This is a genomic window from Pseudomonas sp. EYE_354, from assembly GCF_023148575.1.
Lineage (GTDB): Bacteria > Pseudomonadota > Gammaproteobacteria > Pseudomonadales > Pseudomonadaceae > Aquipseudomonas.
Genome location: NZ_JAHXNQ010000009.1, coordinates 216,179 through 229,442, shown reverse-complemented (window position 1 = coordinate 229,442; position 13,264 = coordinate 216,179). Strand labels below are relative to the sequence as shown.

10 protein-coding genes are annotated in these 13,264 nt (G+C 62.6%); 6 read left to right on the top strand and 4 right to left on the bottom strand.

Annotated features, from left to right (window positions below):
• Positions 1–52 precede the first annotated feature (52 nt).
• The 4 genes from ruvX to gshB form a co-directional block, all read right to left on the bottom strand.
• Positions 53–490, bottom strand: a complete 438-nt coding sequence (gene ruvX, locus KZX66_RS14975) for a Holliday junction resolvase RuvX (RefSeq protein WP_248080582.1) — start codon at positions 488–490, stop codon at positions 53–55.
• On the bottom strand, positions 490–1,059 hold the full coding sequence (locus KZX66_RS14970) for a YqgE/AlgH family protein (protein WP_248080579.1): 570 nt from the start codon (positions 1,057–1,059) through the stop codon (positions 490–492). The genes ruvX and KZX66_RS14970 overlap by 1 nt, the downstream gene beginning before the upstream one ends.
• 81 nt (positions 1,060–1,140) lie before the next feature.
• Positions 1,141–2,046, bottom strand: coding sequence for an energy transducer TonB (locus KZX66_RS14965; protein WP_248080576.1), 906 nt, complete (start codon positions 2,044–2,046; stop codon positions 1,141–1,143).
• 110 nt (positions 2,047–2,156) lie between these two features.
• Positions 2,157–3,119 carry a glutathione synthase gene (gene gshB, locus KZX66_RS14960; RefSeq protein WP_248080573.1) on the bottom strand — a complete coding sequence of 321 codons (963 nt, stop codon included), beginning with the start codon at positions 3,117–3,119 and terminating at the stop codon, positions 2,157–2,159.
• A 239-nt stretch (positions 3,120–3,358) separates the two neighbouring features.
• Here gshB and pilG point away from each other — a divergent pair, with 239 nt between their 5' ends.
• The 6 genes from pilG to KZX66_RS14930 all read left to right on the top strand — a co-directional run bounded on the left by pilG (position 3,359) and on the right by KZX66_RS14930 (position 13,110).
• On the top strand, positions 3,359–3,766 hold the full coding sequence (pilG, locus tag KZX66_RS14955) for a twitching motility response regulator PilG (RefSeq protein ID WP_010564379.1): 408 nt from the start codon (positions 3,359–3,361) through the stop codon (positions 3,764–3,766).
• Positions 3,767–3,812: 46 nt separating this feature from the next.
• On the top strand, positions 3,813–4,178 hold the full coding sequence (gene pilH, locus KZX66_RS14950; RefSeq protein WP_122306617.1) for a twitching motility response regulator PilH: 366 nt from the start codon (positions 3,813–3,815) through the stop codon (positions 4,176–4,178).
• A 12-nt stretch (positions 4,179–4,190) separates the two neighbouring features.
• Positions 4,191–4,715, top strand: a complete 525-nt coding sequence (locus KZX66_RS14945; protein WP_248080570.1) for a chemotaxis protein CheW — start codon at positions 4,191–4,193, stop codon at positions 4,713–4,715.
• Positions 4,712–6,763 (top strand): methyl-accepting chemotaxis protein, encoded by a 2,052-nt coding sequence (locus KZX66_RS14940; protein WP_248080567.1) that lies wholly within the window; start codon positions 4,712–4,714, stop codon positions 6,761–6,763. The genes KZX66_RS14945 and KZX66_RS14940 overlap by 4 nt, the downstream gene beginning before the upstream one ends.
• Before the next feature lie 79 nt (positions 6,764–6,842).
• Positions 6,843–12,662 carry an Hpt domain-containing protein gene (locus tag KZX66_RS14935; RefSeq protein WP_248080564.1) on the top strand — a complete coding sequence of 1,940 codons (5,820 nt, stop codon included), beginning with the start codon at positions 6,843–6,845 and terminating at the stop codon, positions 12,660–12,662.
• Positions 12,655–13,110, top strand: coding sequence for a chemotaxis protein CheW (locus tag KZX66_RS14930; RefSeq protein WP_248080561.1), 456 nt, complete (start codon positions 12,655–12,657; stop codon positions 13,108–13,110). The genes KZX66_RS14935 and KZX66_RS14930 overlap by 8 nt, the downstream gene beginning before the upstream one ends.
• Positions 13,111–13,264: the final 154 nt, after the last annotated feature.

Sequence of the window (13,264 nt, the reverse complement as noted above, 5' to 3'; positions counted from 1 at the left end):
CTGTAGGCAAGTTCCGGGCTCAAACGTAAGAAGACGCGGCAAGCCGCGTCAGTCAGGATTCAAATAAAGCGGTGTTTTCATCCAGCCAGCCCTGCAATAGCAAGGCGGCGGCGATGGCGTCCACGGGGTTGTCGCGGTAACTGCCCTTCTGTCCGCCACGGTCGCGGCGTTCACCCTTGGCTTCAAAGGTGGTCAGGCGCTCATCGTGGGTATAGAAGGGGATGTTGTAGCGGCCGTTGAGACGGCGGGCGAATTTTTCGGCGCGCAGGCACATGTCGCTGGGGGTGCCGTCCATGTTCAGGGGCAGGCCGACCACCACCGCGTCGGGCTTCCACTCTTTGATCAGGGCTTCGACCTGATCCCAGTCCGGTATGCCGTTCTGGGCTTTCAAGGTGCACAGCTCACGGGCCTGGCCGGTGATGACCTGGCCGACCGCAACGCCGATCTGTTTGGTGCCGTAGTCAAAACCCAGGATCAGACGCAAGGCCATCAGGCGTGCCCCGCCTGGCTCGTCAGCAGGCTGAGGTTGACCCGCAGCTTGGCCGCGGCGGCTTCCAGGCGCAGTTCGCTGGCGGTGTTGAACAGGATATCGGCGTCAAACGGGCACGTCAGCCAGGCGTTGCTGGCCAGTTCCGCTTCCAATTGCCCGGCTTCCCAACCGGCATAACCCAGGGTGATCACGCTGTGCTCAGGGCCCACGCCGTCGGCGATGGCGAACAGCACGTCCTGAGAGGTGGACAGTGACACGCCGTCCAGATCCACCGTGGCCTGGAACGTCGGCCCGGTCGGGTGCAGGACAAAGCCGCGATCGGTCTGTACCGGCCCGCCGATGTAGATCGGCACGTGCTGGCACCGCGCGGGCGGGTCGATCTCGGGGCGCAGTTGCTCGAGGATATCGGCCAGGCTCAACTCTTGCGGACGATTCACCACCAACCCCATGGCACCATTGGCCGTGTGCTCGACGATGTAGGTCAAGGTCTGCGCAAAGTTCGGGTCGGCCATATGGGGCATGGCGATCAGGAATTGGTGCTTGAGGTAGGTCGGGCTGACATTTTTCATGTCCGCTAGTGTGGCGTTGGAGGGGCGAACTGACAAGCTGGAGTTGTCGTGAGCACGCCCGCTGCGCCCAAAAGGGAGTGGTCAGTTGCTGGACAACCGATCGCCCTTGGCGAACTTCCAGGTGCGGATGATTTCCAGGCGGTCCACGTCATTCAAGTCGCCGCTGAACGGGGCGAAAGGCGCGGCCAGACGCACGATGCGCTGGGCGGCCTGGTCCAGCAGGGGTTGGCCTGATGACTCCAGCACCTGCACTTCATATAACGAACCGTCGCGATTGATCGACACCAGCAAGCGCAAATTGCCATAGATCTGCTGGCGACGGGCCTCTTCAGGGTAGTTGAGGTTGCCGATGCGCTCGACCTTCTTGCGCCACTCATCTTTATACCAGGCGCCTTTGTCGCGCATGGTCGAGGCGGCGTTCAAGCGGTAGATGCGCGGGCGTTTGGCGTACAGCTGTTGTTCCTGGGCCAGTTCGGCTTCCAGGCTGGAAATTTCGTCGGACAGTGTCGAGCTGTCGAAGGTCGGCGCCGGCTTCACCGGTTCAGGCGTCGGCTCGGTCTTGGTCTTTTCGCGCTGGGCCGGGGCTTTCTGCGGCTTGGGCGCGACAGTGGTCACCGCTGGTTTGGGCGTGGTTTGCTTGACCTCTGGCTTGGGGGCCGGAGGTGGCGTGACCTTATTGACCTTGTTGTCCTGGAACGGCGCCACTTCAGTGGTTTTGGGGATGGCCTTCTTGTCGAGGGTGCCGCTGCCTTGCTGATTGTCCTGGGCCAGAAAATCCGCCTTCTCGGGCTTCTTTTCACTTTTGAACGTGGCGAGGGTGATTTCCAGGGTTCTGGTGATCTGCTTGGGCTCGACCATGGTGAACCCCACGCCGAGGAGCAACGCCAGGTGAAGCAGTGCGGCGAGGAACAAGGTAAATCCGAGCCGATCAGCCGGGCGCACGCCGCGATGGGAGAGTTCGGGGGGCAGATCGGACGGCAGAGGCATAAAAACCAACATCGCTGGTATCGGGGTTCGGCATGATAGCGCAATGTTGGTTTTTAGCTTCAAGCGACAAGTTACAAGCTGCAAGCCTGAGCGCTATTCGCCTTGAACTTTCAACGGCGGCTTGAGGCGTGCAGCTTCGCTTCTATCGCAGCCATCAGCATTTCGCCGATGTTCGTGCCAAAGGCATTGTCGATCTCGCGGATACAGGTCGGGCTGGTGACGTTGATTTCGGTGAGGTTCTCACCGATCACGTCCAGCCCGACAAACAGCAAGCCCTTTTCACGCAGCGTTGGACCGACTTGGGAGGCGATCCAACGGTCCTTGTCCGACAACGGTCGCGCCTCGCCACGGCCGCCGGCCGCCAGGTTGCCACGGGTCTCGCCGGCCGCCGGGATGCGTGCCAGGCAGTAATCCACCGGCTCGCCGTCGATCATCAGGATGCGCTTGTCGCCGTCCTTGATCGCCGGCAGGTAGGCCTGGCCCATGATCTGCTGGGTGCCCAGGGCTGTCAGGGTTTCGAGGATGACCGACAGGTTCGGGTCGCCTGCGCGATGACGGAAGATCGAGGTGCCGCCCATGCCGTCCAGCGGCTTTAGGATCACATCGCCATGCTTGGCGGCAAACTCACGCAGCACATCGGCGCGGCGGCTGACCACGGTCGGTGGGGTGCATTGTGGGAACAGGGTGGCGAACAGCTTTTCGTTGCAGTCGCGCAGGCTCTGCGGCTTGTTGACGATCAACACGCCCGCGCGCTCGGCTTGTTCCAGCAGGTAAGTGGAATAGACGAATTCCATGTCGAACGGCGGGTCCTTGCGCATCAGGATCACATCCAGATCGCTTAGAGGGCTGTCGATCTCATCCTGCAGTTCGAACCACTTCTCGGGGTTGGCGAACACCTGCAGCGGGCGCATGCGTGCGCGGGCTTCGCCGTCACCCTGGTAAAGGTCGCGTTGTTCCATATAGAACAGGGTCCAACCGCGGGCCTGGGCAGCCAGGAGCATGGCCAGCGAGCTGTCCTTTTTATAGGAAATGCTGGCGATAGGGTCCATGACAATGCCGACGCGAACGCTCATGGGGGATTTCCTCTAGCAAATTAGGGCGCATAAAAGTGGCGTCAGAGTGGCGCTGCGGCTGTTGTGGGTCAAGGAAAAACCACCGGGCGGGTGCCTCGATAGATTGCTCTCCGAGACTGTGCTAAAAAGACTGCCACGGCGCAGCGGCCCCTGAGTTCCAAGGCCTGCGGCGCTCATCCTGTGAGACATCAGGCAGTACGCACCAAAAACCGATTCGCTGTGGCGATGGTAGAGCAGATATGGAACAGCATTCCAACGCCTTGAGAGTGATGGTGATCGATGACTCGAAAACGATCCGCCGCACCGCCGAGACATTGTTGAAGAACGTGGGATGCGACGTCATCACGGCCATCGACGGTTTCGATGCCCTGGCCCGGATTGTTGATCATCACCCGCACATTATCTTTGTCGACATCATGATGCCGCGCCTGGATGGTTATCAGACCTGCGCCCTGGTGAAGAACAACCCGGCGTTCAAGTCGATCCCGGTGATCATGCTGTCCTCCAAGGACGGCCTGTTCGACAAGGCCAAGGGGCGCATCGTGGGTGTCGATCAGTTTTTGACCAAGCCTTTCAGCAAGGAAGAACTGCTGGGTGCGATCAAGGCCTACGTGCCGGGATTCGCCGCAGTAGAACAAGCACACTGACGCCGCCCCACAAGGGCCGGCGCCGACCAATGTAGCGGGGAAAACCATGGCACGTGTTCTGATCGTCGACGATTCGCCGACTGAAATGTACAAATTGACCGGCATGCTGGAAAAGCACGGCCACCAGGTCCTCAAGGCTGCCAATGGTGGCGACGGCGTAGCGCTCGCACGCCAGGAAAAGCCTGACGCGGTATTGATGGACATCGTTATGCCCGGTCTCAACGGCTTTCAGGCCACGCGCCAACTGACCAAAGACAAGGAAACCGAGCACATTCCGGTGATCATCATCACGACGAAGGATCAGGAAACCGACAAGGTCTGGGGTACACGCCAGGGCGCCAAGGATTACCTGACCAAGCCGGTGGATGAAGAAACCCTGATCGCCACCTTGAACAAGGTGCTGGCCGGCTGACGGCACGCCATCATGACCGAGTCGCAAACTGCCTTCGAGCTGTTGCTGGATATCGACCGCCGCTGCCGCCTGCTGGCCGCCGACCTGCCGTCCCAGGAAACTCGACTGCACCGCTGGAGCGGCATCGGCTTTCGCCTGGGCGACGGCTGGTACGTGGCGCCAATGGGCGAAGTTGCCGAGGTGTTGCATGAGCCGCGTTGCACTTTAATGCCCGGGGTCAAGACCTGGGTCAAGGGTGTTGCTAACCTGCGCGGGCGTTTGCTGCCGGTGATGGACCTGGGAGGTTTCCTGGGGCTGGCGCTGTCCAGGGCACGCAAGCAACGGCGGGTGCTGGTGGTGGAATACAACGATCTGTTTGTCGGGCTGCTGGTGGATGAGGTGGTGGGAATGCAGCATTTCGCACAAGACGCCTTGTTGGCCAACCCCGACTCCAGTGCGCCGTTTATCAGCGGCCAGTTCGACGGCGACCCGCTGTGGCAGGTTTTCAGCCCCTTCGCTCTGGCGCAGGCCCCAGGCTTCATGGATGTCGCCGCATGACCACCGCTACCACGCCCAAACCTCAGACCGGCTCGCGCAGCCGCTCGCAGATCATCGTGCTGTTTATCGCGTTGATCGTGTTCATCATGCTGTTGTTCGCCAACTTCGCGTACCTCAACACCCAGTCCACCTATGACAAACAGTACATCGGCCACGCCGGTGAACTGCGCGTGCTCTCGCAACGCATCGCCAAGAACGCCACGGAAGCTGCCGCGGGCAAGGCGGCGGCGTTCAAGCTGTTGGGCGAGGCGCGCAACGACTTCGCCCAGCGTTGGGGCTACCTGAAAAAAGGCGACCCGGACACCGGCCTGCCAGCCGCTCCCAGTGCGGTACGCGCCGAAATGCGCGCGGTGCAGACCGATTGGGAAGCCCTGCTGAAAAACACCGACGCGATCCTCGCCAGCGAGCAGACCGTGCTGTCCCTGCACCAAGTGGCCGCCACCCTGGCCGAAACCGTGCCGCAATTGCAGATGGAGTCGGAAAAAGTCGTCGACATCCTGTTGCAGCGTGGCGCCCCGGCCAGCCAGGTGGCGGTGGCCCAACGCCAGTCGCTGCTGGCCGAACGCATCCTGGGCGCGGTCAACACTGTGCTGGCGGGGGATGAAACCGCCGTGCAGGCCGCCGATGCCTTTGGCCGCGATGCCGCGCGCTTCGGCCAGGTGCTCAATGGCATGCTCAACGGCAACCCGAGCCTGCGCATCACCCAGGTCGAAGACCACGACGCCCGCGCACGGCTGACGGAAATCGCCGAGCTGTTCGAGTTTGTCTCCGGCTCCGTGGATGAAATCCTCGAAACCTCGCCGCAGCTGTTTCAGGTCCGCGCCTCGGCGAGCAATATTTTCAATCTGTCGCAAACCCTGCTCGATGAAGCCTCGCACCTGGCCAGCGGTTTCGAAAACCTCGCCAGCGGGCGCAGTTTCGACACCATCGGCGGCTATGTGCTGGGCCTGCTGGCATTGGCCTCGATTATCCTGATTGGCCTGGTGATGGTGCGCGAGACCAACCGCCAACTGCACGAGACCGCCGAGAAGAATGAGCGCAACCAGAACGCGATCATGCGCCTGCTCGATGAAATCGAAGACCTGGCCGACGGCGACCTCACCGTGACTGCCTCGGTGACCGAAGACTTCACCGGCACCATCGCCGACTCCATCAACTATTCCGTGGACCAACTGCGGGACCTGGTGGCCACCATCAACCTCACCGCGGGGCAAGTGGCGGGTGCGGTCCAAGAGACCCAGGCGACCGCCATGCACCTGGCCCAGGCTTCGGAGCACCAGGCCCAGCAGATCGCCGAAGCGTCCACGGCGATCAACCAGATGGCCCAGTCCATCGACCAGGTGTCGGCCAATGCCGCCGAGTCCTCGGCGGTGGCGGAGCGCTCGGTGGAAATCGCCAACAAGGGCAACGAGGTGGTGCACAACACCATCCATGGCATGGACAACATTCGCGAACAGATCCAGGACACCGCCAAGCGCATCAAACGCCTGGGCGAGTCGTCCCAGGAGATCGGCGATATCGTCAGCCTGATCGACGACATCGCCGAGCAGACCAACATCCTCGCCCTGAACGCCGCGATCCAGGCGAGCATGGCCGGGGACGCCGGGCGCGGTTTTGCGGTGGTGGCCGATGAAGTCCAACGGCTGGCCGAGCGCTCGTCGGCGGCTACCCGGCAGATCGAGACCCTGGTCCGTGCGATCCAGGCCGACACCAATGAGGCCGTGATTTCCATGGAGCAAACCACCACCGAAGTGGTACGCGGCGCGCGGCTGGCCCAGGATGCCGGTGTGGCGCTGGAAGAGATCGAAGGCGTGTCGAAAACCCTGGCGGCGCTGATCCAGAGCATCTCCAACGCGGCGCAGCAGCAGACCTCGTCGGCCGGGCAGATCTCGCTGACCATGAACGTGATCCAGCAGATCACCACCCAGACCTCGTCGGGTTCCACCGCGACCGCCGAGAGCATTGGTAACCTGGCGAAAATGGCCAGTCAGTTGCGCAGGTCGGTGTCGGGTTTCACCTTGCCGGCGGCCAAACAGGCTGAGGATTGAAACGCGCTCCCACCGCAGATATTCGTTGGCTTGAGATCCTGGCAATACACGCAACTCAAAAATTCTCACCGGAGTGAATATGGTTGATCGGCACGACTACGTGGCCCTCGAATGGGTCAAGGGCGACATTGCCGAAACCCTGAAACAGGCCCGATCGGCGCTGGATGCGTTTGTCGAAACCCATGACGACGACGTCATCGACCAATGCCTGGCCGGTATCCACCAGGTGCACGGCGCCTTGCAAATGGTCGAGTTCTACGGCGCGGCGCTGTTGGCCGAGGAGATCGAAGCACTGGCCCTGGCGCTCAAGGCCAGACAGGTCAGCCAGCGCGACGAGAGCATCCGCCTGCTGCAACAGGCTCTTGGCCAACTGCCGCTGTACCTCGACCGCATACACAGCGCCCGCCGCGATTTGCCCTTGGTGGTGCTGCCGCTGCTCAACGACTTGCGCAGTGCTCGCGGTGAAAGCCTGCTCTCGGAAACCAGCCTGTTCAGCCCGCAACTGCTGTCGATTGCACCGCTGCCCGACGAAGCCCTGGCCCACCGCGCGGTACCGGACCTTCATGAGCAACTGCGCCAATGGCACCAGCTGTTGCAACAAGCCCTCGCCGGGCTGCTGCGCGAAGACCACGGCCCGAGCAACCTGGAAGACATGGCGCGGGTGTTCGCGCGCCTTGAGGCTCTGTGCCAGGGCGCGCCGCTGTTGCCGTTGTGGCAAGTCGCTTCGGCGCTGGTCGAAGGCATGCTCACGGGTGTCGTCGCCAACAGCCCGGCACTGCGCAGTTTGCTCAAGGCCAGTGACAAGCAACTTAAACGTCTGCTGGCCCAGGGCATCGGTGGTATCAACCAGCCGGCGCCGGACGACCTGCTCAAAAGCCTGCTGTTCTACGTGGCCAAAGTCACCCGGCCGACACCGCGCATGCAAAGCCTTAAAGAGCGCTACGGCCTGGACGAGGCGTTGCCTGACAGCGCCGTGGTTGACGCCGAGCGCGCGCGCCTGGCCGGACCGGACCGCAATGCCATGGGTTCGGTACTGGGTGCGTTGTGCGAGGAACTGGTACGGGTCAAGGAACGCCTCGACCTGTTCGTGCGCAGCGACCGACAGCACACCGGCGATCTCGATGCGCTACTGGCACCGTTACGGCAGATCGCCGATACCTTGGCGGTGCTGGGGTTTGGCCAGCCGCGCAAAGTGATCATCGACCAGTTGGCTGTGGTGCTGAGCCTGGCCCAGGGGCATCGCGAGCCCAATGACGCGGTGCTGATGGATGTGGCCGGCGCACTGCTCTATGTGGAAGCCACACTGGCCGGAATGGCCGGTACCGTCGAATCGCAAAGCCGCGAAGAAAGCCGTCTGCCGACCACCGACCTGAGCCAGATTCACCAGTTGGTGATCCGCGAGTCCTGCCAATGCCTGCGCCAGGCCAAAGAGCTGGTGATCGATTGTATTGAAGCCGATTGGGACCGCCAGCGCCTGGAGTCCCTGCCCGAACTGCTGAGTCAGGTACGCGGCGCGCTGGCGATGATTCCGCTGCCCCGTGCAGCGAGCCTGATGCGCGGCTGCACCGATTACGTCGATGAACAATTGATGATCAACGACGGCGTGCCGTCCGAGACGCAGTTGGCGCATTTCGCTGACGTGATCAGCAGCCTGGAGTACTACCTCGAACGCATGCTCCAGGACCCCGACGCTGCCGGTGAGCAGGTGCTGGAACTGGCCACCCAAAGCCTCGCGGCGCTGGGCTATCTGCCGGCGGAGAAACCCTGGCGCCAGGCACTGGTGGCGCCCGATGGCGCGCTGTCGGGCGAAAGCACGCCCAGCCAGTCCCAGTTCGACGCGTTGGCCAACCCAACGTCGCGTCTCAACCCGCCGGCCCAGCAACGTCCCGGCAGCCTGTTGCCGCCGCCGGTCGATGAAGAACCCATCGACGACGAACTGCGCGAAGTCTTCCTCGAAGAAACCGACGAAGTCCTTGAGGTACTGCACAGCCACCTGCCCAACAGCGCGGACAAAACCGCCCAGGCCGAAATGCGCCGCGCCTTCCATACCTTGAAAGGCAGCGGCCGCATGGTGCGTGCCCTGGTACTGGCGGAGCTGGCCTGGGCCGTGGAAAACCTGCTCAACCGCGTGCTCGAGGGCAGCATCGCCCTCGGCCCGCAGGTGCAACAAGTACTGGATGACGCGGTGGCCGTGCTGCCGGAGTTGATCGCTGACTTTGCCACGCACGACCAACACCAGCGCGATGAAGTCGACGCACTGGCCGCTCGTGCTCACGCGTTGGCCAGCGGCGCCGCCGTGTCGACCGCCGAGCTCCACGACCCGATGCTGCTGGAGATCTTCCGCAACGAAGCCCAGAGCCACTTGGACAGCCTCAACCACTTCCTGCAACAGGCCGCCGAACATGTGCCGCTGCAGGTCAGCGATGAACTGCAGCGCGCGCTGCATACGCTCAAGGGCAGCGCCTACATGGCCGGCGTGCTGCCGATCGCCGAGTTGGTCCGCCCGCTCGATCACCTGACCCGCGAATACAAGGCGCACCGCCTGCCGCTGGACCTGGACGAAGTGGAATTGCTACTGGAAGCAGAGGCGCTGTTCCAGCGTGGGTTGCACCAGCTGGACCGAGACCCGCTGGTGCCAATCAAAGGCGCGGACGACTTGATCCAGCGTACCCAAACCTTGCTCGAACATCAGTTGGCCGCACTGCTCGAGGCGCCAAATACAGGCCTGCGCATCAAGCGCGACCCGCAACTGATCACCAACTTCCTGGCCCAGGGCATGGACATCCTGCTCGACGCCGAAAGCCTGCTGCGCCGTTGGCAGCAACACCCCGGCGAGCGCCAGGAACTCACCGCGCTGCTGGATGAATTGACCACCTTGGGGGAGGGCGCACACGTCGCCGACCTGCACCCCATAGACGAATTGTGCGAAGCCTTGCTTGACCTGTACGGCGCGGTGGAAGAGAGCAGCCTGGCGGTCAGCGAGGGTTTTTTCCATGAGGCCGAACAGGCCCATGAAGCGCTGATCAACATGCTCGACCAACTGGCCGCCGGCCAGGAAATCAGCCCGGCACCGGCACGTGTGCACGCCCTGCGCGATTTGCTGGACGGGGCCCTGGACCCATCGGCCACCGGGCTGATCAAAAGCGACGGCGGCCGCGCCCCAAGCATCGCCGAGCTGGGGGCCGCAACGGCGCAGCTCAACCATGAAACGACGATGGACGATGAGATCGTCGAGATCTTCCTCGAGGAAGCCGTGGACATCCTCGACAGCGCCGGGCAGTCGCTCAAACGCTGGTTGCTGGAGCCGGACAGCGTCGCGCCGTTGTCCTCGTTGCAGCGCGACTTGCACACCCTCAAGGGGGGCGCGCGTATGGCCGAAATCGGCGCGGTGGGTGATCTGGCTCACGAGTTGGAATGCCTCTACGAAGGCCTGGTGGACCGTCGCTACAGTTACAGCGCCCAGCTGTCGCAGGTGCTGATGGCCGGTCATGAACACCTGGCCCTGCAGTTGGAAGAACTGCAACAGCAGCAGCCTCTGAGCGACAGCGCCGAGTGGGTCGCCAAACTGCGCGCGATACGCCAGAGCAGCACGCCGGCGGTGCAGGCCCCCGCCCCGCAAGCATCCGGCACTGACCCCGAGTTGCTGGACATTTTTCTCGAAGAAGCCGCCGATATCCTCGACAGTTCAGGCAGTGCATTGCTGCGCTGGCAGGCCGAGCCGAACAATCGCCAGGAAGTCGAAACCCTGCTGCGCGACCTGCACACCCTCAAGGGGGGGGCGCGCATGGTCGAGATCGGGCCGATTGGCGACTTGGCCCATGAACTGGAGTTTCTCTACGAAGGGCTGTCTGCCGGGTCGCTCGCGCCATCGCCGGAACTGTTTGCGTTGTTGCAAGGCTGTCATGACCGTCTGGCCCAGATGATCGACGCCGTGGCGGACGGGTTGCCGGTGGGCTCGGTGGACAAGCTTATCGAACGCATTAGAAGTCTGGTTCACCCCAGCGATGAGCCTGTGGTGCCGGTGGCGTTGCCGCCGGGCAAGGCCGAAACGGCGGTGGACCCCGCCGCGGATATGGTGAAAATCTCTGCCGAGCTGTTGGACGACCTGGTCAACCTGGCCGGTGAAACTTCGATCTTTCGCGGGCGCATCGAACAGCAAGTCAACGACGCGCGCATTGCCCTGCACGAGGTGGAAACCACCATCGAGCGCATGCGCGACCAACTGCGCCGCCTGGATACCGAAACCCAGGGGCGCATCCTCAGCCGTCAGCAGGCTGAGGCTGAGCGCCTGGGCTACGAAGAATTCGACCCGCTGGAAATGGACCGCCATTCCCAACTGCAGCAACTGTCGCGCGCGTTGTCCGAATCGGCCTCCGACCTGATGGACCTCAAGGACACCCTGGACCGTCGCAACGAAGATGCGTACGACCTGTTGCAGCAACAGGCGCGCATCAACACCGAGTTGCAGGAAGGCCTGATGCGTACGCGCATGGTGCCGTTCGAACGCATGCTGCCGCGTCTCAAGCGTATCGTGCGCCAGGTGGCGAGCGAATTGGGCAAGGACGTGGAGTTCGTCGTCGGCAACGCCGAAGGCGAGATGGACCGCAACGTGCTCGAACGCATGGCGGCGCCGCTGGAACACATGCTGCGCAACGCCGTCGACCACGGCCTGGAATCGCGCGAGGTGCGGTTGGCGGCCGGTAAACCGGAGAAGGGGCGCGTCACGCTGGACCTGACCCACGAAGGCGGCGATATCGTGTTCGACCTGCGCGACGACGGTGCCGGCGTGCCGCTGGAAGCGGTGCGGCGCAAGGCGATCAAGCGCGGCCTGCTGGCGCCCCATCAAGAGATGAGCAACCGCGATGTATTGCAGTTCATCCTGCAACCGGGTTTTTCCACCGCCGAAAAGATCACGCAGATTTCCGGGCGTGGCGTGGGCATGGATGTGGTGCATGAAGAAGTGCGCCAACTCGGTGGTTCGATGGTGATCGACTCGACAGCGGGCGCGGGCGTGCACTTTCGCATTCGCCTGCCGTTTACCGTGTCGGTCAATCGTGCGCTGATGGTGCAGTGCGCCGACGATCAATACGCAATCCCGCTCAACACCATCGAAGGCCTGGTGCGGGTGCTGCCCCATGAATTGGCAGGCCACTATCAGCAGGACCCGCCGTGCTACGAATACGCCGGCCAGCGTTATGAATTGTTCTACCTGGGCGACCTGCTGCACACCGTCGCCCGCCCCAAACTGCTCGGCCAATACCAACCTGTGCCGGTGTTGCTGGTGCAATGCAATGAGCGGCATGTGGCGGTACATGTAGACGCCATGGCCGGCACGCGCGAGATCGTGGTCAAGGGCCTGGGGCCGCAGTTTTCCGGGGTGCAGGGGCTGTCCGGGGCGACCATTCTGGGCGACGGCCGCGTGGTGCTGATCATCGACTTGCTTGCGCATATTCGCGCGCGATCACCGGCCTTGCCGGCGCAGGCGGTGGATGCGCCGCTGATCCTCAACGACCCGCTGAAAAAACGCCCGCTGCTGGTGCTGGTGGTGGACGACTCGGTCACCGTGCGCAAAGTCACCAGCCGCCTGCTGGAGCGCAACGGCATGAACGTGCTCACCGCCAAGGATGGTATCGACGCCCTGGCCGTGCTCGAAGAGCACAACCCGGACCTGATGCTGCTCGACATCGAGATGCCGCGCATGGACGGTTTCGAGGTCGCCACGCAAGTGCGCAACGACCCGCGCCTGATGCGCCTGCCGATCATCATGATCACTTCGCGCACCGGCCAGAAACACCGCGACCGCGCCATGGCCATCGGTGTTAACGACTACCTTGGCAAGCCGTACCAGGAATCGGTGCTGCTGGAGAGCATCGCTTATTGGAGCAAGTCCCATGCTTGATCACCGCACCAGCCAACTCACCGGTCTGCTGCTGCCCCTGGCTGACCGTCACCTGGTGCTGCCCAACGTCGCCGTGGCCGAACTCATCGACTTCCAGCGCGGCGAACCGGCCAGCGACGCACCGCCCTGGTATCTGCGGCAAGTCACCTGGCGCGACCGGCAGATACCCTTGATCAGCTTTGAAGCGGCCTGCGGCGAAGCCAGCTTGACCGGCGAACGCTCACGCATCGTAGTGTTGAACGCCTTGGGCGGGCGGCCGACGTTGAAGTTCATTGCGCTGGTGATCCAGGGGATTCCGCGCTCGTACAAGCTGGATAGCGAATTGAGCTACGTCGACGTGCCGCTGTGCCCGCTGGAACTGGCGGCGGTGCAAGTGGGCGAACATGTGGCAAGGGTGCCGGATTTAATGGGGCTGGAGGCGCTGCTGGTGGAGTCCGGGCTGGCCTGAGCACGTGTCGAGTTATTAATGCTGCACTTAACTCTTGATTATCGTTTTCGGTTAGAGCTGCTCATTTTTTATCAAATTAGGGTGAGCAGTAACATTTTTATCAGAGCGATATTATTGTTTTCGCTTACTATCCCCTCGTTGTTATCATTTTTAA

Coding starts and splice junctions, on each gene's coding strand:
- pilG (WP_010564379.1), top strand. CDS start 3,359: ATGGAACAGCATTCCAACGCCTTGAGAGTGATGGTGATCGATGACTCG.
- KZX66_RS14945 (WP_248080570.1), top strand. CDS start 4,191: ATGACCGAGTCGCAAACTGCCTTCGAGCTGTTGCTGGATATCGACCGC.
- gshB (WP_248080573.1), bottom strand. CDS start 3,119: ATGAGCGTTCGCGTCGGCATTGTCATGGACCCTATCGCCAGCATTTCC.
- KZX66_RS14965 (WP_248080576.1), bottom strand. CDS start 2,046: ATGCCTCTGCCGTCCGATCTGCCCCCCGAACTCTCCCATCGCGGCGTG.
- KZX66_RS14940 (WP_248080567.1), top strand. CDS start 4,712: ATGACCACCGCTACCACGCCCAAACCTCAGACCGGCTCGCGCAGCCGC.
- KZX66_RS14930 (WP_248080561.1), top strand. CDS start 12,655: ATGCTTGATCACCGCACCAGCCAACTCACCGGTCTGCTGCTGCCCCTG.
- KZX66_RS14970 (WP_248080579.1), bottom strand. CDS start 1,059: ATGAAAAATGTCAGCCCGACCTACCTCAAGCACCAATTCCTGATCGCC.
- KZX66_RS14935 (WP_248080564.1), top strand. CDS start 6,843: ATGGTTGATCGGCACGACTACGTGGCCCTCGAATGGGTCAAGGGCGAC.
- ruvX (WP_248080582.1), bottom strand. CDS start 490: ATGGCCTTGCGTCTGATCCTGGGTTTTGACTACGGCACCAAACAGATC.
- pilH (WP_122306617.1), top strand. CDS start 3,813: ATGGCACGTGTTCTGATCGTCGACGATTCGCCGACTGAAATGTACAAA.